Origin of the sequence: Peribacillus loiseleuriae, assembly GCF_001183985.1 — a bacterium.
Lineage (GTDB): Bacteria > Bacillota > Bacilli > Bacillales > DSM-1321 > Peribacillus > Peribacillus loiseleuriae.
Genome location: NZ_LFZW01000001.1, coordinates 2,245,630 through 2,267,157, shown reverse-complemented (window position 1 = coordinate 2,267,157; position 21,528 = coordinate 2,245,630). Strand labels below are relative to the sequence as shown.

General features: G+C 35.0%; 19 protein-coding genes and 1 pseudogene. 2 read left to right on the top strand and 18 right to left on the bottom strand.

All coding sequences use genetic code 11. The annotated features are described in order from the left end of the window. Positions 1–31: 31 nt before the first annotated feature. The 15 genes from AC625_RS10615 to AC625_RS10545 all read right to left on the bottom strand — a co-directional run bounded on the left by AC625_RS10615 (position 32) and on the right by AC625_RS10545 (position 13,274). Positions 32–985, bottom strand: a complete 954-nt coding sequence (locus AC625_RS10615; RefSeq protein WP_049681271.1) for a carbohydrate ABC transporter permease — start codon at positions 983–985, stop codon at positions 32–34. Between the two features lie 36 nt (positions 986–1,021). Next, entirely contained in the window at positions 1,022–1,666 is a 645-nt protein-coding gene (locus AC625_RS10610) for a YesL family protein (protein ID WP_049681270.1), read from the bottom strand. Between the two features lie 254 nt (positions 1,667–1,920). Beyond that, positions 1,921–2,781 (bottom strand): sugar phosphate isomerase/epimerase family protein, encoded by an 861-nt coding sequence (locus AC625_RS10605; RefSeq protein WP_049681269.1) that lies wholly within the window; start codon positions 2,779–2,781, stop codon positions 1,921–1,923. 4 nt (positions 2,782–2,785) lie between these two features. Beyond that, the gene (locus AC625_RS10600; protein ID WP_049681268.1) at positions 2,786–3,790 is read right to left on the bottom strand and encodes a Gfo/Idh/MocA family protein; all 1,005 of its coding nucleotides are present in this window, start codon (positions 3,788–3,790) and stop codon (positions 2,786–2,788) included. A 66-nt stretch (positions 3,791–3,856) separates the two neighbouring features. After that, the gene (locus tag AC625_RS10595) at positions 3,857–5,017 is read right to left on the bottom strand and encodes a Gfo/Idh/MocA family protein (RefSeq protein WP_156187499.1); all 1,161 of its coding nucleotides are present in this window, start codon (positions 5,015–5,017) and stop codon (positions 3,857–3,859) included. After that, the gene (locus AC625_RS10590; protein WP_245644980.1) at positions 5,014–5,913 is read right to left on the bottom strand and encodes a sugar phosphate isomerase/epimerase family protein; all 900 of its coding nucleotides are present in this window, start codon (positions 5,911–5,913) and stop codon (positions 5,014–5,016) included. The genes AC625_RS10595 and AC625_RS10590 overlap by 4 nt, the downstream gene beginning before the upstream one ends. Positions 5,914–5,961: 48 nt before the next feature. Continuing rightward, positions 5,962–6,846 (bottom strand): AraC family transcriptional regulator, encoded by an 885-nt coding sequence (locus tag AC625_RS10585; protein WP_049681266.1) that lies wholly within the window; start codon positions 6,844–6,846, stop codon positions 5,962–5,964. Positions 6,847–7,452: 606 nt separating this feature from the next. Further along, a complete protein-coding gene (locus AC625_RS10580; protein ID WP_049681265.1) occupies positions 7,453–8,253 on the bottom strand; it encodes an ABC transporter ATP-binding protein in 801 nt (266 codons plus the stop codon). Then, on the bottom strand, positions 8,234–8,596 hold the full coding sequence (locus tag AC625_RS10575) for a (2Fe-2S)-binding protein (RefSeq protein ID WP_049681264.1): 363 nt from the start codon (positions 8,594–8,596) through the stop codon (positions 8,234–8,236). The genes AC625_RS10580 and AC625_RS10575 overlap by 20 nt, the downstream gene beginning before the upstream one ends. A 2-nt stretch (positions 8,597–8,598) precedes the next feature. After that, positions 8,599–8,997, bottom strand: a complete 399-nt coding sequence (locus tag AC625_RS10570) for a hypothetical protein (protein ID WP_049681263.1) — start codon at positions 8,995–8,997, stop codon at positions 8,599–8,601. Positions 8,998–9,008: 11 nt separating this feature from the next. Continuing rightward, complete coding sequence (locus tag AC625_RS10565) at positions 9,009–10,052, bottom strand: FecCD family ABC transporter permease (protein WP_049681262.1); 1,044 nt, start codon at positions 10,050–10,052, stop codon at positions 9,009–9,011. Continuing rightward, a complete protein-coding gene (locus AC625_RS10560; protein ID WP_049681261.1) occupies positions 10,045–11,061 on the bottom strand; it encodes a FecCD family ABC transporter permease in 1,017 nt (338 codons plus the stop codon). The genes AC625_RS10565 and AC625_RS10560 overlap by 8 nt, the downstream gene beginning before the upstream one ends. Before the next feature lie 111 nt (positions 11,062–11,172). Then, positions 11,173–12,147 carry an ABC transporter substrate-binding protein gene (locus tag AC625_RS10555; protein ID WP_049681260.1) on the bottom strand — a complete coding sequence of 325 codons (975 nt, stop codon included), beginning with the start codon at positions 12,145–12,147 and terminating at the stop codon, positions 11,173–11,175. 90 nt (positions 12,148–12,237) lie between these two features. Then, positions 12,238–12,828 (bottom strand): RraA family protein, encoded by a 591-nt coding sequence (locus tag AC625_RS10550; protein WP_049681259.1) that lies wholly within the window; start codon positions 12,826–12,828, stop codon positions 12,238–12,240. A gap of 11 nt (positions 12,829–12,839) precedes the next feature. Then, positions 12,840–13,274 (bottom strand): hypothetical protein, encoded by a 435-nt coding sequence (locus AC625_RS10545; RefSeq protein ID WP_049681258.1) that lies wholly within the window; start codon positions 13,272–13,274, stop codon positions 12,840–12,842. Positions 13,275–13,481: 207 nt separating this feature from the next. On the opposite strand from AC625_RS10545, the pseudogene AC625_RS25735 reads away from it, so the two are divergent. After that, positions 13,482–13,631 (top strand): annotated as a pseudogene (locus AC625_RS25735) (tyrosine-type recombinase/integrase); the annotation flags it as partial. Positions 13,632–13,802: 171 nt separating this feature from the next. Here AC625_RS25735 and gndA read toward each other — a convergent pair. Both gndA and uxaC read right to left on the bottom strand, forming a co-directional pair. After that, entirely contained in the window at positions 13,803–15,218 is a 1,416-nt protein-coding gene (gndA, locus tag AC625_RS10540) for an NADP-dependent phosphogluconate dehydrogenase (RefSeq protein WP_049681257.1), read from the bottom strand. 994 nt (positions 15,219–16,212) lie between these two features. Next, a complete protein-coding gene (gene uxaC, locus AC625_RS10535) occupies positions 16,213–17,616 on the bottom strand; it encodes a glucuronate isomerase (RefSeq protein ID WP_049681256.1) in 1,404 nt (467 codons plus the stop codon). 266 nt (positions 17,617–17,882) lie between these two features. Here uxaC and AC625_RS10530 point away from each other — a divergent pair, with 266 nt between their 5' ends. Continuing rightward, a complete protein-coding gene (locus AC625_RS10530) occupies positions 17,883–19,076 on the top strand; it encodes an ROK family transcriptional regulator (RefSeq protein ID WP_049681255.1) in 1,194 nt (397 codons plus the stop codon). A 446-nt stretch (positions 19,077–19,522) separates the two neighbouring features. On the opposite strand, the gene AC625_RS10525 is transcribed toward AC625_RS10530, so the two are convergent. Beyond that, complete coding sequence (locus AC625_RS10525; protein WP_049681254.1) at positions 19,523–20,923, bottom strand: glycoside-pentoside-hexuronide (GPH):cation symporter; 1,401 nt, start codon at positions 20,921–20,923, stop codon at positions 19,523–19,525. Positions 20,924–21,528 lie beyond the last annotated feature (605 nt).

Sequence of the window (21,528 nt, the reverse complement as noted above, 5' to 3'; positions counted from 1 at the left end):
TTAAAGTGACCATATGCTTATGGATTACTACTTAGTAGTTCACCCATTTTTTCTGCCCAACCCACTGCAATAAAGTGATGATTAGGACAAAAATGAATAGGATAACAGCGATTGCAGAAGCATACCCAATTTTCAAATTCACGAATGCACTTTCATATAAATGCCATACAAGCATGGTTGTTGAATTAATAGGACCACCCTTGGTTAATACAGCAATTAAGTCAAACACTTTAAATGTACCAATAATTCCTGTAATCAAAAGGAAGAATGTTGTTGGCGATAGAGCAGGCAGCATGATGTTCTTAAATTTATCCCAGGCTGTCGCCCCATCCATATCAGCTGCTTCATAAAGTTCTTTAGAAATCGACTGTAAACCAGCTAAAAAGAGGATCATATTAAACCCAATAGCTGCCCAAATTTGAATCAACATCACGGAAATTAGTGCGAAATTGGGATCTGCTATCCATGTAGGTGGGTTCTCGATACCAATTGAGAATAAAAATTGATTAATCGGTCCATCTGTTGGATTAAATAACACTTGCCAAACTACTGCAATGGCAACAATACTCGAAATATACGGCATAAAAAAGGCTACTTTGAAATAACTTTTCATATACACATGTTTATCAATGACAATTGCTATAAGTAAAGAGAAAATCATTGTTAAAGGAACCGTTAATAAGAAAAGCAAATTATTGGCCACCGATTTAAGAAACCCTTCATTTTCAAACAGTGCTTTGAAATTATCGAGACCTACCCACTTTATTTGCGTAATCCCCATAATAAAGTTCCAATCTGCAAAGCTTAATATAAAAGTTGCAATAATTGGTAGGAGAGTTAATATCCCAACCCCTAGTAACATCGGAGATACAAACAATAGTCCTGCTAGATTTTCTTTCTTTTCAATTCCACTTTTCTTTTTAATTTTTACATCTTTAACATTCTCTACAACATTTCCAATCACACTTTTCGCTTCAACACTCATATTACCCGCCCTCCCGAGAGAATTATTTGCTAACACTTAGTTATGGATGGCCATTTGAGATTTTCCTTGATTTTGTATTTTTTTTGTTCGGTCTTCTATTTTCCTAATTAAATGCATAGAGAAAAACGTAAGCACGCACCCTAAACCGCTTGCAAAAAAGAGAAAACCTGCCATTGGTAGTAAGAAGCTTAGCAACATTAAAGAGGCAACCGATATCATCATGATAAAAGTATAATGAGGGTAGGTGATTCCTATTAGAAAAGCTAATTTAATAGTAGTAAACACCTTTCCATCTATCTGAAGATATACCGGAATCACGTACAACAATGTAATCCCGAATACGAAACCACTTCCTAGAAGAGCTCCTTTTGTAATCATTCCCAAAGTACCTGATAATTGGTTTGTAAATAGCCAGTCTGTGAAAAAAATGATTGATATGATGAATAATATGATACCCAATCGATTCGCTTTAAGAAATTCCTTTTTATATATGTTCAAAAAAAGATTGAAAACCCTTACATTTTTTCCTTCATGAATCCATTCTTTGAGTATGGAAAACATGGCGACTGTAGCAGGGAATATACCAGCTACTACTAGTCCTAAGATCGTGAAAACAACCCATAGTAGATTAAGATAAAGTAATCTAATTATCCAATCACATACAACATATACATTGTTCATTAATCTAGAAGATCCTATCGTTTACACCCCCTTATGTTTGTTGGCTATACTAATTATTGTATGAGAATTTTTAATAGAATCATATAGATTTTTTTTACCTAATTGAAATTATTTTGACATTTCTAAACTTTTATATCTTAGTAATGGTAATTCTAAAAAAAGAATCAGGAGCCGAAAAAGACATTTGTCTAAATGCGGTTCCTGATTCCTCGACTTTATACGGTTATTTTATTTCTGTTTTTTTTACCTTTCATTTAAAACCAATCCGCATAACCAATTTTCCTCAAGTGTTCAGCAGACGTTTGCAGGCAATCAAATGGATCACGGCCATAAGTATTGTCTTGTTCTACTAAGAAATACTGTGCACCACTTTCAAGACCAGCTTCAATAATAGCATTCATATCAAGATTACCTTCACCGAGTTCTGCAAATTCAATTGTATTCGTGAAAATATCCATGAATTTAGACATGTCTTTAAAGTCAACTTCAGCTAAATTCATCTGACCAATCCGATAATCTTTCAAGTGTAATAGCGAAATACGTCCTGCGTATTGTTTAATAAAATCAACAGGGTTGACGCCAGCTCTTTGAATCCAATGAACGTCTAACTCAAAGCCAAGCTTAGTCGTGTTATTCTTTATCAAATCTAATAGATATTCGCCATCATATTTTTGGAATTCCAGATGGTGAGTATGATAATATAATTCAATTCCATGATCAGCTAATCTCTCTGCCATGACTTCTGCTTTATTAATAAAATCCATGATTTTATCTTTATCGCCCATTACAGTTAACGGCAACATACCAATACGTAAGAAATTACAATCTAATGTTTTGCAATCACTCACAATTTTTTCGAAATCATCTGTCAATGTTTCACCTGGAGCGCCAGGTAACATTGGTTCTAGGGCAGCAGACATCGCAGCGATTTTGATATCAAAGTCTAAACTCGCTCTCTTTAACTCAGAAACATTTTCTGCAGTCATTGGAATTTGTGATACTTCAACAGCATGATAGCCAAGTTCATTTATTTTTCTCATCGTTTCATAAGCACCAAACTCTTCCACTTTACCTTTAAGCATCATCATTTGAACGCCAATTTTACCTTTTTTCATTTTGTTATGCCTCCATTTTTATTTCTTTTTTTAATTCTGATGATTGTCGAATCGCATCAATCATTTTAATGGATGTTAGTGCATCCTTAGCGTGAACATAATCCTGAGAGTTGTTTTCAATGCATGTGTAGAACTGATTCATTAATTTTGTATGGCTTGCCCCGTAATAAAATTTTGTACCTGGCAATTTTTTGTCTTCTATGATTTCTTCTTTTCTACCATTTTCATTTAATCTTGTTAGAATACTATCTTTAATTGTGAATTTTTCTTCCTCAAAGACTACTTGAAGTTCAACACTAGAATTCCCTGAATTAGCAACCGTTGCAAAAAATAAACCTGAAGCTCCATTTTTGAACTTTATATTGGCAGTAGCTGTGTCTTCCACTTCAATGTCATAATCCAATAAATTGTCGACAGAGCCCCTGATGGATTCAATTTCACCGCCGATCAGTTGCATTAAATCTAAAGTATGAAGTGCCTGGTTAATCATGACTCCTCCACCGGCATACTCCATTTTCCCCCGCCACGGTTTAGAATCATAATAATCTTTCGGTCTAAACCAAGATACGATTCCTTTAATACCGATAATTTTGCCATATTGTCCGCTAGTAACAAGTTCTTGGAGTTTTTCAAAAGATTCATTAAATCGATTTTGAAGACAGACACCAAGTTTAACTTCCTCGTGTTCCTGTTCAAGTTTTACTAGTTCATATCCCTCTTCTGTGTTCAATGATAAAGGTTTTTCTTGAAATACATGAACTCCCTTTTCAACACAAGCTTTCGTTGCAGGGTAGTGAAGATGATGTGGCAAACAATTATGCACACAATCCAGCGTTTCTTTTTCGAGCAATTCATGATAATCAGTATAAAAGTTCACACCAGTTACGGTATCCTTTAATGTTTCATCAATATCACATACCGCCACTAATTCAACATTGGGATTAGATTTAATAGCTGGGATATGGATTTTGGAGATATCTCCAAGTCCAATAACTGCTACTTTGAGCATACGCCCAACTCCTTTTAAAACAAACTCACGACCAATCTAGCCATGAGTTCATTTGATTTTATTTAATTACTGTTTAACAGGACTCTTTTCTTCTTCTGCAATCTTTTTGTTTAATTCAGCAAAGTATAAGTCTTCATCAACTGGAAGCTCAACTTCTTTACCTAACCAGCTTGATAGATGAATAGCATTAGCAAGTGCAACACCATGGATTCCATCGCTACCAGGTGCGATTAAAGGTGTACCCTCTACGATATTTGCAGCGAAGTTTTCCAAAACAGAGATATGTTGAGCGCCCCATACACTTTCAAATTCAAGTACTTCTTCAGTGTAAATATCTGATAGACCTTTACCTGTGAAAATGGCCATTACATCTGCCCAGCTCATAGTAGCACTCATTTCAGATTCAGGTGTGTTAAGTCGTTTGATTGTAATTTTCTTACTATCATCCACAACGATTTTTCCTTTATCCCCCAAAATTTCAAAACGGTCAGTACCCAAAATATCATGTGTGCAAGTAATAAACACTCCAGTTGCACCATTCCCATAGTCAAGTATTGTCGTTACTTCATCTTCAACTGCAATATTTCTTTGGAAGCCGTATTTTACGTTGGAATAGACTTTTTTAGGCATACCGCAAATCCATTGAAGCAAGTCAAGTTGATGTGGTGCTTGGTTTACAAGAACACCGCCGCCTTCTCCGCCCCATGTTGCTCTCCATGCGCTTTGTTCATAATAACCTTGTGGTCTCCACCATGTTGTAATCATCCAGTTTGTGCGACGGATAGTACCAATTTCTCCATTATCAATAAGCTCTTTCAATTTTTGATAAAGTGGATTTGTTCTTTGGTTGAAGAAAATACCAAATGTTAACTCTGGTTTTGATGCTGCAAATTCATTTAATTCTTTTACTTGTTTCGTGTAAACACCAGCTGGTTTTTCTACTAATGCATGAATATCTCTTTGTAATGCTGCGATTCCGATTTCTGGGTGCAAGTAATGTGGAACAGTTGTAACGACTGCGTCAACATTACCGCTCTCAAGCATGTCAATATAGTTATCATAGAAAGGTACGTCTGGATACTTCTCTGCACACATTTCCTTTTTAGCTGGATCAATGTCACAAATAGCTCCAATCACCATATTTTTTACTTTTCCTTCTGAAATAAATCCAGCATACGTTCCACCTTGCGCACCAATTCCGATAATTCCTAATCTAACCGTTTTCATAATGATTTCTCCTCGCTCTTTATATTTTTAAGAATTTCTAGTAATGAATCATATTGAAGTTTGTATCCACCTGCACCATCAAGTCCTTTGTTATCCTTAATCACATCTGTAGCTTCCTCAAGCTCTAGATCCTTTAATGAATCAAAGAGAACGAGATGAGGCTCAAGTGTTAAAAAGCCTTTATAACCACTTTGGATAAACTGTGCAAGTAGCTCAGGAATTTTCCCTTCGCCAGTACCACACACAACGTTTTCACTATCTGTTGTTATAGCATCCTTAATGTGAATATAAACAATCTCATCTTTTAGCATATCGTAGCAAGCCTGCGTGTCTTCACCACATTGTACAAAGTTAGCAAAGTCGAAAATCCCTTTAAAATATGGAGAATCAACCGCTTTCAATATCTCGTGACAACGTCTTCCAATGTCACCGTAGATATCTTTTTCGTTTTCATGTACTAAAATAACATTATATTTTTCTGCAATAGCAGCAAACTCCGTTAATTTCGCGATTACTTCATTACTATATTGATCTGCATTTTCACCTTTTGGGATATAAAAGCTGAATATGCGGATATATTTACAATCTAATAAGTTACTAATTTGGCAAAGCTCGTCCAACATCACCTTTTGTTTAGCAAAACCATCTTCATCATTGATAAATACCTTGCCAATGGGTGATCCTATTGAAGAAACATGGATGTCTGCTTTTTGAAGACGTGGTAGTACAGTTTCTTTTATCTCTTCTACCTTGAAATCTCCAATATTTTTACCATCAATCCCACGTAATGATATATAATGCATGCCTAGATTTGCGACAACTTCAAGCTGAGTATCAAAATCAGACGAAATTTCATCTGAAAAGCCCGAAATCATTAAGTCTTTCACCATGTTCATTTATACGTGTCCTCCTTCATGCTGAAATGCTACCACTCTTTTTAAAAATTAATTTTGGGAATAGTTTGCTTGAATTTGCTTATTTTTACGATAATGTGATGGCGTAATGCCCACTTTATCTTTAAAAAACCGACTAAAATGTGATACACTCTCAAAACCTGAAGCACGAGACACCTCTGTTAGAGTTTGGTTTGGTTCCATTTCTAACAAATACTTCACTTGATTTAGACGACATCCCATCACATATTCCATCACCGTAAAACCTGTGACTTCCTTAAAAACATGCGAAGCATAATACTTACTTAAATTCAACTCCGACGCCATTCTATCTAAACTAATTTTTTCGGCATAATGAGCATCAATCCATGACGCAATGGCCTCGGCATGATGTTCCTTTTCCGTTTTTTTGCTTGTCACCTGAGCTAAATCTTTTTGGCTCATTTTATAAATTTTTAACAATAATTGAACTAACTCAATCTTGACTTCCGCTTCAACTAACTCGCTTTTTTGACCTGTTTGTTGTCTCAGTTTATCACTGTACGAAAGTAGGCTTACTATCCGTTCGATCTTGCCATCAACAAATTCCCCCGATTCATCATACCCAGTACGAAGCAAGAAATTGTTCAGTTTTTGAAACGGATCCAATAAATTTGGCAGCCCAAGAACAGATAATAACTCCTGCAACCAAGTCGGAGAAAAATGAATAACACTCCTCGTATACGTACTTACTAAACGAGGGTTCGGTTTATGCAAAGTTAAACCATCCAAGAGAATAATGTCACCCGGCTGCAATTCATAAATCCGATTGTTAATTAAATACTTACATTCCCCTGCATGAAAAAAATATATTTCATATTCGTGGTGAGAATGAAAAGTAAATGAAGGAGTTAGCATTCCTTGCATTCTATAGTGAGCGTGTATCCATTCATCCATCTTTCTCACACCTTTACGAAAACGCTATCAATTAAGTTTGTCTAACTGAAGCTACTTTTATTTTAATGCAATCAATCAGAAAAAACATTCTCCAAAACTGCTTAGATTTTATTTATTTTTGACTGATATTGCTTTTTGAAATGAAACCACAGTAAAATACTAGAAAAAAAACAGCGACAAACCTTGCATGAATTGCGCTAGGTTTGTCGCTGTTAGTATTTCACAAAACTTTTTTCTGATGTGGATATTCTAAAAGTGACACTTCACACAAAATACAGCGTAGTTAATGGGTATTTCATATTGTGGAAGTTATTAACTTCTCAATTTATTCCAACACCATAATATTTGAATTCGATCTATTTTGAATCAATGATATAAGTATAATCTTTTACAAGAATAATAATAACCCTTTATTACTAACGTTTTCAAGTGAAATTACGTTTTCTATTTCAACTTACATTTAGCATTGCTGGCAAAATGACTTCCTATTAATGTAGTATGATTGATTTCCTTCAATATCATGCATAAATAAATTTCATTTCATGCCCTTGTACCTAGAATAATTGTTGAAAATCGAGGTGTTTTATACAATTCGCGTTCGATTATTCAGTTTATTTTTCTTCCTTTACCGTCTGGGAAACAGATCGGTGTGCCAAATTGACTGTCCACACCGATGCGACATTTTAGTCCATAAATATGTTCAATGTTTTCCCTCGTTATCATTTTTTCTGGAGCTCCTTGACAATAAACTTTTTGATTTTTTATCGCTACGAGATGATCCGCATAACGACAAGCTAAATTAATATCGTGCAAAACCATAACGATAGTTCTATTCTCTTCTCTATTTAAATCATACAACAAGTCTAAAATTTCAATTTGGTGTGTTAAGTCTAAATATGTAGTAGGCTCATCTAATAATATGGTATCAGTATTTTGAGCAAGATTAAGGGCAATCCAAGCCCTTTGACGTTGACCACCTGATAATTCATAAACGTTTCTATCTTTCAATTCAGTCATGTTTGTTACTGTTAAAGCATGATTAAGAGCTGTTTCATATTCCATTGTCCATTGTTTAAAAGTGCTTTGATAAGGGTATCTACCTTGTTTTACTAACTGCTCCACTGTTACGCCTTCTGGTGCGATTGGTGATTGTGGTAAAATGGCTAATTTTTTAGCCACTTCTTTTGATTTCATTTTAAGAATGTTTCGGTCATCAAGAAATACGCTACCCGTTTGTGGTTTTAATAAACGGGCAATTGCGTGTAACAAAGTCGATTTCCCACACCCATTTCGACCTATGAATACAGTAATTTTCCCCTTAGGGATAGCTAAATTTAATGAATCAATTACTGTCGAATCTCCGTATGATAATGTAATATCTTTGACATTAATTTTTATTTCGCACATTGTATAAGATCCTCGCTTTTGTCTGCTTTTTTTTAATCGGACAATTACCACAATAACCGATGCCTTCAACATCTTCTTCTAATCTATAGTACAAACAACATGTTTTCCGACATGGATTTAATCTAAGTTCTTCTCCAATTTTCAAATAATGTTTAATCGGGTTTTCTGTTAAATTAAACAAATCTCCACTTGCATTTTTCAAGAAATTAAAGTCACTGTATAATCGTTCTATTTTCCCCGGAACTACTTCTTTCGCAAGGGTTTTTCGGTACAATGAGTTAATTCGAATGGCTACATTTTCCCACAAAATTGCTGCTGATACGCGGGATGTCTTTTTCAGCATCTTTAAACTGGCGTAATATGAGACGAAAAAAGAGTGCTAAGCACAGTTTCACGCCATTGTTCCCTCTCTGCGCTCTTAAGTTCCTGCCATTTACACATACTTGCTTGAATACATAATTTACGTTCTTTATTTAAAGAGCATGCATTTATAGGGAATTTAAGGGCACAGTCGAATTCTACCATGCTATATAAAGTAGATGACACGACAAGATAAGCATATCTTTTTGATAGCATTGAAGCTGTAACTGATAAATTCGGTGCCTTTATCTCTATCATTTGTTTTTGTAAATACGATAAACATTTTTCTTCAATTAGCAAATCTGTTATTGGAAACTCTTTAGACTTATCATGTTCTAGATGAATATCGAAAGATTTCAGTTCATTCATAACAATACTTCTCATTCATATCATCCTTACAATGAATTTCTTTTTTTTATTAGTAGATAAATAAAGAATGGTGCACCGATACCAGACGTAAAAACACCTGCAGGAATATCTAATGGTTGAAAGGCTATGCGTGCGATCCAGTCAGCTAGTAAGACTAGTATTGCACCAATACCAGCTGTCGTAATGAATAAAAGTGATGTATGATTCCGAACAATTCTTCTTGATATATGCGGTGTCAACAAACCTATAAAACCAATTCCTACAGCTACAGCTACAGACAATCCACAAAGCAATGAACTGAAGAACAAAAACAAAATTCTAAATCGCTTTAAATTCAACCCTAACTGCATAGCAACTGCATCACCGTAACTGTACAACTCAAATTTCCGCTTCGACCACATAATAATGATAAATAAGACAATAAATGACACAAAACTTGATATTGTCTCCAACCAACTGACGCCATATAAACTTCCTATCAGCCATAAGTACGCGCGTTCAGATGAAAACGAAGCAGACATTACGAGAATATACATAATGAGTGCATTCGCTAGTGATGCTAACCCGATGCCGATTAACACAATTCGATTTGCAGTAATCGATGGATGTAATGAAAAAAGATAAATAATGAAAAACGTAATAATCGCACCAATAACAGCAAAGACTGGTGTCCACTGAACCCCCATTGAATCACTTAAGTAAGTTAAAAATAAAACTGCAGCTACAGAAGCACCACTTGTTACACCAATAACATCCGGTGAAGCAAGTGGGTTTCGAATGATCCCTTGCACTATTAAACCAGCGACAGCAAGTGATGCGCCAACAACCATTCCCGACAAAACACGCGGCAGTCTCAATTCCCCAAGTGCAAAATCATTCTCAATTGGAGCTAGATTAAATAAATAATTAATCACATCATGAATCGGTATCATGTCGATACCAACAATTAATCCTAACAAAACAACTAACAATAAACTAACCAATACCGCTATCGTTTTATAAACCTCTTTCTTTATCATAAAAAAAGATAATTTCTCATTTTCCGACCGAATGATCCATCGATTAGCCACGTGCACGCCCTCCTTTAAAAGCAATATAAATGAAGAACGGCGCTCCGATAAATGCGGTTATAACACCTAAAGGAATTTCCGCAGGCGGATTAATCAGTCTTGTACTAATATCAGCGACCAGCATGAAGATACTTCCTAGTAAAATAGAATAAGACGTCATCCAAGCATAACTATTCCCGACAAGTGTTTTGGCTAAATGCGGAATGATTAAACCAACAAAGGCAACGTTACCAATTACCGCTAATGATCCACCAGCAAGTACAACCATTAATACAAGTAACGACACTTTCATTACAATCACGTTTTGCCCTAATCCTTTCGCAACTTTTTCTCCAGACGCGTAAATGTTCATAGACCGTCCTAAAAAACACATCACAATGAGGGAAATTAGTAAAAAAGGCAAAACAGCTAAAATCATGTCTAAAGTCCGGCCACTAATCGTACCTGCCATCCAAAACAGAACATCATTCATCCCTTTTTGATTCATTAATAAAATAATTTGTGTAAATGAAACAAATATTGCATTAACGGCTATTCCAGCTAAAATAATCTTCACAGAAGTTGTCCCTGAATAACTCAATGAGCCAAGAATATAAACGAATATAGCTGCTATTAGCGCTCCCAAAAATGCGAAATAAACAATAATATTTAAATCAGATACTTTAAAAATAACAACAAAAACGACAATAAAGAAAATTGTACCTGAATTAATCCCTAGTACACTAGGTGAACCCAATGAATTACGCGTTAGCAATTGACTTATCAGACCAGAAACCGAAAGCGAAGCTCCAGTTACGACAGCAATTACCATCCGCGGAAACCTTTCTTTCCAAATAATAATATGTGTTAAATCTTGTGCATGAAACGACGTTATCATGCTATAAAGATCAGCCAGCGTATAATGTGTCTTACCGAACATCAAACTGGATAACATCGAAACGAATAATAAAACCATTAACAAAAATAAGCCAAACATTTTCCCTTTATTTTGCTTTACGTGTTGTAGCATTTAATCACCATTCATCTTTATGACTTCATCCATCATTAAAGAAAACCCGCTTCAATGATGAACAAATATTGTTCATTTCTCAGCAGGTTCCCTATTATCTTGGTCCTTCACTTACTTTTTCAGTTTATAAATATCATATAAGCTATCGAGCATTAAATTCGCAGATTTATAACCAGCACCTGCACTCCAATACACTTCATCAACTTGATAAACTTTATCGTTTTTCACAGCATCAAGCTCTTTCCAAAGCGGATGATTTGTCCACTCTTCATAGTTTTTCTCAACTAGTTCTGAATCTTTAGATGCATTGAAATTGAAGATCGTATCAGCGTTCAAATCAGGAATACGTTCTTTTGAAGTAATCTTCTCTCCCCAGTCTTCACCTTCAGAGCCGGCAGGGCGTTCAAGTCTATCAAACCCTAATTCTTTCAAAATGGATCCTGCATAACTATTATAGTAAACACGCATATGATCAGAGCGGAAGTTTGTAATAGTTGCTTTAATTGGTAACTCCTCACCCATTTGTGATTTAAAATCTTCTACTCGAGTATCCCACTCTGCTAATAATTCAACCGCTTTATCTTGTTTATTTAATGCATCAGCCATTATATTCAACGTATCTTTCCATTCATAAACTGTATCGTCCATAATGGTTGGAGCAATTTTAGATAATTGCGGATAAATTTTCTCATGACGATACTTAGATGCGATAATTAAATCTGGCTTCAATTTAGAAATCTCTTCTAAATTAGGCTGCAACTCTTGTCCAAGAATAGTTGTACCTTCTAAATCAGATCTTAAATATTCATAAATTGGTTGTTGATCCCAAGACTCAACGACACCAACAGGTTTTACTCCTAGCGCGACAGCTGTATCATTAGCTCCTTGATATAGCGTTACGATTTTTTTAGGCGTACCTATTATCGTTGTCTCTCCTGCTGCGTGTTTAACAATACGCTCCTCTTTTGATGGTGTTTCTCTTTCTTTACTTGCCGTTGTTGTTGCCTTATTGCCACAGCCTACTATAAATAACAGTAGTGCCATAGCACAAAAAATAATCGGAATTATCTTATTACTGCGAAACATGTGAACACCCCTTTTGTTTTTATAAACGATAATGATAATCATTATCAATAATATATAATAACATTGATTCAGAAATTGTGAAGAGTCATTTTAAAATCTTCTTAATTTTTCAACTCTTTCTTTCTCTCTCGCTGCTTTTATTAACTTTTTGTAATTTAAATAATTGAATTTATATATTCCATCTTGATCTGCAATGACATAATCACCTGATTCAAAAACGACGTTACCTACACTTACTACCGTGTTCACTTCTCCCTCCAACTTTAAAACTCTTGTTGTTCTTGAGGAGACCAACTCATAAAATACAGGTACATGGCTCGTTCTCAAATATTCAATATCTGTTACTGCACCACCAACAATAATGGCAGTTAAGCCGATTTCTTCTGCTTTTCTAGTTCTAAATTCCCCCCAACAAGCATGTGTTTTATTCCCTGAAGTATCAATAACTAAAATATCTCCTTCGGTAGCATGTTGAAGAGCGATATTTAACGGGTAACCATCTCCATTTGATAATTTTACCGTTATCACTTTCCCAAACACTTTAGTTACAGGAATTGTACATTTATAATTTTCTAGAAAACCAAAATCGGTAAAATGGCCCAACGTAGAGGTGCTAAGCGTTTTAAATATCTCCATCTCATCAATGGAATACTTTTCCAAACAGTCGTTAACAGTTAACATACAATCCTCCATTAATAATTTACGTGAAATGGATTATGTCCTACACCCTTACCAGATGGCATCGCCCCTGGTACACCATCCGCTTCAAGTAATGGACGAATAATTAACTTCACTGGCCACTCTTTATTTCCAAATAGCTGATAATGTAGTATTTCTCTATCTCTTTCAGGAATATCGATTACTTGTAAGGATTCTCTTAATTTCATTTCTGTAATCTGCCAAAATATTTTTTCTGGAATATCATACATTTCCGATAACGATTCCATTATTACAGCCAAATTCACTTGTGTTCCAAGAGATTGGATGTAGTAAACTAATTTTTCAATCGATTCATTGTATAAACTATTAGAATAACCGGGTCTTATATGGTAGCCAGGATCATTAATTTGATGTTTATCTAAATACTTTTTAAGGAACCGGCTATTGTATGGTGACATGGATACCATAGTAGATTACACAGGAGTATATGAAGAAAGAAGTGAAATACAATTTAGTCAGCGTAGAACGAAAAACTTCAAGCTGTGTTTAGAAAGAGGGACTGATTTGGATTAATATAGAAAAACGGAGAATTACAGATTATTTGAATAGTTGTAAAGTGGGAAAACTATAGATCTAACATGAAAGAACTAAAAAATGGTTAAATGGTCAGTCAAATTCTATTACACGATCTAAAACATACATCAGCTACTTTATTAACCAACCAAGGAGTTCATGCGAAGATAATATCTGAAAAATTGGGACATTCTAGTATAAGTATTACCATGGATACTTACGGACATGCCTTGCAATCCGTAGATCAATAAGCTGCTGACAAATTGGATAATCTATTCAAATTTAATCAATCATAATTTGTTGACAAACTGTTGACGGAATTGGTCAACAAGTATCCAATAGGGGCAGGTTCAAACAATAAACAAACGGACGAAACCCTTGATACATAAGGTTTCGTCCGTTTTTCTTATTTCTGTTCCTAATTACTCGCCCATCCAGTTTGTATGGAACACGCCTTCTTTGTCCACACGTTGATACGTATGCGCACCAAAGTAATCACGTTGAGCTTGCAATAGATTAGCTGGTAAAGTTTCTGTACGATAGCTATCATAATAAGCAATTGCGCTCGCGAATGATGGAACTGGGATTCCACTCTCAATAGCCAATGTAAGAACTTCACGCAATGCAGATTGGTAACCTTCAGCAATCTCTTTAAAGTATGGATCTAATAACAAGTTTGCCAATTTAGGATCTTGGTCATATGCTTCTTTAATTTTTTGTAGGAATTGTGCACGGATGATACAACCACCACGGAAGATCATTGCGATATCACCGTAGCTTAGATTCCAATCGTATTCTTCAGATGCTGCGCGCATTTGTGCAAAGCCTTGAGCATATGAAACAATTTTGCTTAAATAAAGAGCTTTACGTACTGCTTCTATTAACTCTTCTTTTTTACCTTTAAATGCTTCAACTTTAGGTCCTGTTAACAATTGACTTGCTTTTACACGCTCATCTTTCATTGCGGAGATAAAGCGAGCGAATACTGATTCTGTAATAATCGGAAGTGGAACACCTAAATCTAAAGCGTTTTGACTTGTCCATTTACCTGTTCCTTTTTGTCCAGCCGTATCAAGGATCATATCAACAAGTGGTTTACCTGTTTCTTCGTCAACTTTTGTAAAGATGTCAGCAGTAATTTCGATTAAATAGCTGTCTAACTCACCTTTATTCCATTCTGCAAATACATCATGAAGTTCTGTCGCACTTAAACCAAGTACGTTTTTAAGAATAAAGTATGCTTCACAAATTAATTGCATATCTCCATATTCAATTCCATTATGAACCATTTTTACATAATGGCCAGCACCGTTCGGTCCGATATATGTAACACAAGCATCGCCTTCAACTTTTGCTGAAATGGCAGTTAAAATTGGTTCCACAAGCTCATATGCTTCTTTTTGTCCACCAGGCATAATTGAAGGCCCTTTTAATGCTCCTTCTTCTCCACCAGAAACGCCTGTACCGATGAAGTGAATACCTGTAGGTGCAAGTTCTTTATTACGTCTAATTGTATCTTGGAAGAAAGTATTTCCACCATCCATAAGGATGTCCCCTTTTTCAAGATATGGTTTTAACGAATCAATCGTTGCGTCTGTCGCTGCACCAGCTTTAACCATTAAAAGAATTTTACGTGGTTTTTCTAATGAGTTAACAAATTCTTCAACAGTTTTTGCGCCAACGAAATTTTTCCCTTCTGCTTCGTTCTTTAAAAACTCTTCCGTTTTATCATATGAACGATTGAAAACAGAAACAGAATATCCACGACTTTCAATATTTAATGCAAGGTTTTTCCCCATTACTGCTAAACCGATTACTCCAATTTGTTGTTTTGACATATCCAATTCCTTTCTTGACACATTAGTTTTTTTGTTAAAGCATAATATGAGTTCTCTTATACCATTTTACATAAAAATGGTCGAATAAGACAGAATTATCTAATATAAAGTTTAGATAAAGTTTAACATTCCTACATTTTAAATAGAGATAGAATAGATTATTTCATGATTATACCTTGTAGTTAAAATCTGAAATCACATTCCAACGTTTGCGTAGTTCATGCGCAATAGCTTTTGGTTTTTGATCTCTAGTAAAAATCCTTTTTTTGTTTCCTTATACACGAATAATCCCTTGGCTAGTAGCAAAATTCCGGACTTATTTGCCGACAAAATTATTAAATTCGTCAAATACTTCATAATGCGTTTTATAAAATTCCACTTGGTATTCTTCAGTAAACATGAATGGCTCTACATCATGTAGTCCAAACACTCCTTTACATTCATATCATCGAAGTTAGTGTTTACTCAATTGATTATAATTAATTTGGTTAAACCCAAAAAAATACTAAAATTGCTTTTCAATTTATTTAAGGGTACGTCAGTAAAAACAAATAAAATCTTCTTTTCAACATTCATTTATTACTTAGAAATAAGTGTATACGTAACTTTTTTCTAAAATTCACCCATTTCTATCGTACTAATCGCTTAAATTTGAATAAAGTATTATTAATTTGTTTATTAAACAAATTAACTATAATGTATAGATAATTTAACATTTTTCTGATTGTTCGTCAATTAACTCATTGAGAATTTTTGTGAAAAATCATTTTATTTTTTTACTGCGTTATTCTAAGTTGATTATTCTTTACAAAATAGTCGATTATATCCGTTGATTGATCATTAAAGGGAATTCTATTTTTTGCAAAGACCCTTTTGGATCGTCTATAAAATTGCTCGCATACTAAGATTGCCCGAGCGTAATGGAGACACTAAAATCCCTTGAAAAAACCGGGCAAATGCCCGGTTTTTTCAAGGTGTTAACTTTAACCTCATTTTATCTCTCCAAAAAATATTTCTCAGCGTTGTTATATCCGATATTCTTAACCATTTGCTCAAGGTACGCCATATCGTTCGGAGCTTTACCTTCTTCTACCCAATTGCCTAGGATATTACATAAAATCCGGCGGAAATAATCATGTCGCTCATAAGAAAGGAAGCTACGTGAGTCTGTCAGCATGCCGACAAAATGGCTAAGTACGCCAACATTAGCTAAATCTTTCATTTGTCTTTCCATGCCATCGATGTGGTCGTTAAACCACCATCCAGACCCAAATTGAATTTTCCCTGGAACACCTTCTTCGTAGAAGTTCCCCATCATTCCAGCGAGCACAGCATTATCTTTTGGATTTAAATTATAAAGAATGGTTCTAGGCAACGCATCTTGCTGTTCTAGTGCGTCAAGGAAATGTGATAACCCTTCTGCTACATTTGCCTCACCTACTGAGTCAAAGCCTGTATCTGGGCCAATCAGTTCCTTCATTTTTGTGTTGTTATTACGAATTGCTCCCATGTGCAGCTGCATCACCCATTGTTTTTCAGCATACATTTTTCCTAGTTCTTTTAAAAGGAATGAACGATATGCGACGATTTCATCCTCTGAAAGTTGTTCGCCACTAAGTCGTTTATTGAAAATCATTTCTGCTTCTGATTTCGTTGTTTCCTTATAAAACATCTTTGGAATATCATGATCAGATGCGCGGCCACCGTTCTCATGGAAGAATGCAACTCGTTGTTTAAGTCCATTCAATAAACCATCCAGAGAACTAGATTCAAAACTTGAAACTTGTGCCAATTTTTCAAGCCAACTTTCAAATGTTGGACGTTCTATAAAAAGTGCTCCATCTGGACGGAATGTTGGAGCGATGATAGCTGTAAATGTTGAATCATCTTTTAGTAATTGATGATATTCAAGATTTGACACTGGATCATCTGTAGTTCCGATAAATTTAACATTTGATTTTTCAATAAATCCTCTTGCTCTGTATTCTGGCTGTTGCAATTTCTCATTACATTCTTCCCAAATCTCACTTGCTGTTTCTGGACTAAGGCTTTTTTCAATACCGAAATATGATTTTAATTCCATATGTGTCCAATGATAAAGTGGATTGCCAATTAAATGAGGTACGGTTTGTGCCCATGCTGCAAATTTTTCATAATCCGATGCGTCACCAGTAATGAATCTTTCACCTATCCCGTTCATACGCATGGTTCGCCATTTATAATGGTCTCCAGCAAGCCATAATTGTGTAATATTTTCAAAAGGCTTATTTTCCCACACTTCTTGTGGATTTAAATGGCAGTGAAAGTCAAAAATCGGTAGTTGATAGGCTGCATTTTCATATAAACTTACTGCAGTAGCTGAATCTAGTAAAAAGTCTTTGTCTAAAAAATTCTTCAAAGTTTTCTCCTCCAAATTTTGTGATAAAACTTATATTACACTTTCCTGTAAACCTTTTCAAAAACAGTGATAATACTACTCAAAATCCCCACTCAATTAATTTGTTTGTTAAACAAATTAATTACAAATCTAATTTATCACTTTTATTTTATTTCGTCAATTCCCTTTATTGAAGATATTCTTAAAATAGATAGGAATAATGTTGGCAAAACTGTTATAATGAAAACGCATACATGAAAACAGCTCGCGAACGGGGGAATAAATGCATGGTTACGGGTGATGCATCATATATAAAAAAAATTAATCGATCATTAATTATTAAAAAAATCATAGAGGAAGGTATGATTTCCAGAGCAGATCTTTCGAAAGCAACAGACTTAACAAGAGCAACCATTTCAGCTCAAGCTGTTTCTTTATTAGAAGAAGGTCTCATTGTTGAAAAACAACTGGAGCATTACGCTGTCGGACGAAAGCCAATTATGCTTTCTATTAACGGGGAAGCAGGCTACGCGTTAGGTATTGACCTTGATTATGGCCACATTTCTTTTACTCTATCAAACTTGCATGGCCATCCTATTTCTACAAAAGTTATCGAATTAAATACTACTGAATACACGTCGATTTTTCGCCTTTTAATCAACGAGATCAAATCATTCATTACAAGTTTTTCAAACAGCCTCTATGGGATTGTGGGAATTGTTATCGGCATCCATGGACTCGTTACGAAAGATGAAGTCATTCAATATGTTCCATCCTTACAGTGGCGTGACATCCCTTTAAAAAAGGATCTACAAAAGGAAATAGACATTAATATTTACCTTGAAAACAATGCAAACCTATGCTCGTTTGCCGAACGGGTCTATGTCCATCATGAAACAGACAACTTGTTATGTGCAAGCCTCTCTTCAGGAATTGGTCTTGGTATGATGATGAACAGTGAGTTTTTCCGTGGTCATGATGGATTCGCAGGTGAGATTGGCCATATGATTGTCGTACCTGGAGGTAAACCTTGTAAATGTGGAAATCTAGGTTGTTGGGAGCAATACGCGTCTGAAACGAGTTTCTTCAAACAATTGTCTGAAGAACGACAAATCAAGAATCTGAGTTATAATCATATTCAAAGATGGATTGATGAAGGCGATAAGATTGTGCTTGAGAGAATCGAAGAATTTATTTACTATTTATCAATTGGTTTAAACAATATGATTAATCTGTATAATCCTGATGTATTAGTGTTATATAGTGAACTGCTTCGTATGTTACCAGAGTCCGTCAATAAACTTAAAGAAAATCTTACGTCTTCTATCAGTCATTACCGTGAATTGTCGATATCCTCAATTGGAAAAAAAGCTTGCGCTATGGGAGCATGTGCACTAGCTATCAAGCATTTCCTTGATGTCCCAATGCTTAATTTAACCTATGATGAAAAAGAAATACAAAAATCAAAAGTAATTATATAGACATGAATCCCCACTTTCCTGATTACATCGAAAGAGGGTCCACAAAAATATGACCACGTACTCTATACAAGTTTTTAGAGATCCTACATTTCATATAAACGATATGTAGTAGTTGCGTGGTCTATCCTTTACATATAAGCGCATCCTCATTTTTCATAAGCTGACATGAATTGAGATGTGCGATTCTGCAATCATTATGTTCCCTATCTCCTCTTTAGCTTGTTATATTCTCTAACTTTTATCCAGATTCTTCTGGAATCCCCATTCTTTTTCACACTTTAAACTCCTTTACTTAAAAGCTATGTTATATAATGTTGTTGATTTTTATATACTCACTTAAATACAATAAACTCCCCTTTTAGTAAGTATTACTAAAAGGGGAGTTTATTATGAACAAGCAGTATACTTTTAATTCGAATCATACTCTTTTCATTCAATTAGTATACCTAAGCTAAATCTGGTTTGTTGTTACTATTTCTTTCTTTTAATTCATCGACGATTTTTCTATACATAGCATCTGTCAATTTGTAAAACAACACCAGAATAATAAGTGCAATGATGTTGAGACTAGCAGGTACGATGAACATCAGTCCTTTAAGGCCTAACAGTGTTTCTGAAGTCTGCTGTACGTTAGGTACATAAGCAATTAATCCTAATGCAACCCCTGGAATGAAACCAGCAAGTGCTTGTGCCAATTTTCTGAAGAAACTGTATGATGAATAGACCACACCTTCTGTCCGTTCACCTGAATTCCATTCGTGATAATCAACGGCATCAGCAACCATCACCCATGGAAGACCCATTGCAAAAGCAAGCCCAAAGCTTCCGATTGAAAATGCAATTAAGAATGTTGTCGTATCAGTTGGCAACACAAAGTTTACAATATCAGCTGAGATACCAATTATTAGGCCCAGAGCAAACGTTTTCTTTTTACCAATTCTTTTTACAAGTGCAGGAATAAACATCGAACCAAGGATAGCAAGTCCAATACTTAAAAAGGTAAGGATGGCCATTAGACCTTGATTGTTTAAGTTATATTGCAAGTAGTATAGCTGAACGGCTGTACGAAGGTTACTACCCGCAATCATGAACAGTGACACAAAACAAAGTACAATTAATGGTTTATTGGATAACAAAGATTTAAACAAAACAGAAAGTGGAATTTTTTCTTTTTTCGGCTGTCTTACAATGTTTTCGTTTGTATTATGGTAACAAATATAATGGAAAACAACCCCAAACAAAGCCATGATTGAAACGGCAACAATATAACCTGTCTTATGATCAGAAAAGTGAAGAACAATCGGAATAACAGAAACTCCTGCAATCAGCAAAGCCGTTTGACTTCCAATCGCTCTAAATGATCCAAGTGACGCGCGTTCTACTGGATTTTGAGTCATCGCGGCAGATAAAGATCCATAAGGAATGTTTACAATAGAGTACGCAAGTCCAAATGCCATATATGTCCCAAATGCCCATACGATTTTTCCATTATCAGAAAAATTCGGTGCTAAAAATGAAACGACTGTTAAAATGGCAAGAGGAATGGAGCCCCAAAGAATAAACGGCCGAAACTTTCCGCGTTTTGAAATATTCGTTCGTGAATCAACAAAAGCCCCTACACTCGCATCAGCGAAAGCATCGAAAATTTTTGAAATTAAAAATACTAAACCTGCCCAATAGGATGAAATTCCTAAGACATCCGTATAAAACTTCAACAGATAAATTTGTCCCATATCAAACATGAGACCGTTTCCAACATCCCCCAAACCGTAGGACATTTTCTCTTTTAAACTCAGTTTTTTGGAACTAGTAGCTGTTGTTTTTGATGCTAATACTGGTGCTCCCATAAAAAACCACCCCTTTTTCAATTAAAAGTACTCTCGTTTGTAATCCTTTTCAAAAGGAAGTAAATAAAAAAGTGTTACCCAATTTCGAATTAAACTGTAATCAATTAGTTAGTTTAGTAAACTAACTAATTATTTATAAATGTAGAATATCACCTTCGACATTATTCGTCAATAATATATTGTAAGCGCTAATGTGAAGTAATATTCTTTTTTGGGTTTATATTTGGAATCTTTAGATCGAATTTCACAGCTAATTGCTATTTTATGCCTAGATAACAAAAGGAGGTAATTTATGAGAAGTAAATTTTTTGAGTAGCGATAGCTCTTGCTTCTTAAAAACTAAGGACTTTTAATATTGCCACATTCTTATGTCTTCTTCGTCCTTCCCCCTCATCTAATGGACAATATAAAAAGCAAAAATAAAATGATGACGTCCCACAAGTAAAATGGATGGCCCCATTGTTACTGTGTTGAAGTAATTCAGTCCAAATGGATTATGGGACATCTTCATTTATTTAAAATTACAACTTTTTATTTTTCCCCCACTTTTTAGCTTGTTATCTAATACAGTTCATCTTTTATTTACTTGTAAAAGAAACCATTCC

Excerpts from the sequence above, each read along its gene's own strand:
- AC625_RS10595 (WP_156187499.1), bottom strand. The coding sequence starts at position 5,017 with ATGAAAACGGTTAGATTAGGAATTATCGGAATTGGTGCGCAAGGTGGA.
- AC625_RS10605 (WP_049681269.1), bottom strand. The coding sequence starts at position 2,781 with ATGAAAAAAGGTAAAATTGGCGTTCAAATGATGATGCTTAAAGGTAAA.
- AC625_RS10525 (WP_049681254.1), bottom strand. The coding sequence starts at position 20,923 with ATGGGAGCACCAGTATTAGCATCAAAAACAACAGCTACTAGTTCCAAA.
- gndA (WP_049681257.1), bottom strand. The coding sequence starts at position 15,218 with ATGTCAAAACAACAAATTGGAGTAATCGGTTTAGCAGTAATGGGGAAA.
- AC625_RS10560 (WP_049681261.1), bottom strand. The coding sequence starts at position 11,061 with ATGCTACAACACGTAAAGCAAAATAAAGGGAAAATGTTTGGCTTATTT.
- AC625_RS10555 (WP_049681260.1), bottom strand. The coding sequence starts at position 12,147 with ATGTTTCGCAGTAATAAGATAATTCCGATTATTTTTTGTGCTATGGCA.
- AC625_RS10610 (WP_049681270.1), bottom strand. The coding sequence starts at position 1,666 with ATGAACAATGTATATGTTGTATGTGATTGGATAATTAGATTACTTTAT.
- AC625_RS10615 (WP_049681271.1), bottom strand. The coding sequence starts at position 985 with ATGAGTGTTGAAGCGAAAAGTGTGATTGGAAATGTTGTAGAGAATGTT.
- AC625_RS10585 (WP_049681266.1), bottom strand. The coding sequence starts at position 6,846 with ATGGATGAATGGATACACGCTCACTATAGAATGCAAGGAATGCTAACT.
- AC625_RS10545 (WP_049681258.1), bottom strand. The coding sequence starts at position 13,274 with ATGGTATCCATGTCACCATACAATAGCCGGTTCCTTAAAAAGTATTTA.
- AC625_RS10550 (WP_049681259.1), bottom strand. The coding sequence starts at position 12,828 with ATGTTAACTGTTAACGACTGTTTGGAAAAGTATTCCATTGATGAGATG.
- AC625_RS10570 (WP_049681263.1), bottom strand. The coding sequence starts at position 8,997 with ATGAGAAGTATTGTTATGAATGAACTGAAATCTTTCGATATTCATCTA.
- AC625_RS10600 (WP_049681268.1), bottom strand. The coding sequence starts at position 3,790 with ATGCTCAAAGTAGCAGTTATTGGACTTGGAGATATCTCCAAAATCCAT.
- AC625_RS10530 (WP_049681255.1), top strand. The coding sequence starts at position 17,883 with ATGGTTACGGGTGATGCATCATATATAAAAAAAATTAATCGATCATTA.
- AC625_RS10590 (WP_245644980.1), bottom strand. The coding sequence starts at position 5,913 with ATGAACATGGTGAAAGACTTAATGATTTCGGGCTTTTCAGATGAAATT.
- AC625_RS10580 (WP_049681265.1), bottom strand. The coding sequence starts at position 8,253 with ATGTGCGAAATAAAAATTAATGTCAAAGATATTACATTATCATACGGA.
- AC625_RS10575 (WP_049681264.1), bottom strand. The coding sequence starts at position 8,596 with ATGCTGAAAAAGACATCCCGCGTATCAGCAGCAATTTTGTGGGAAAAT.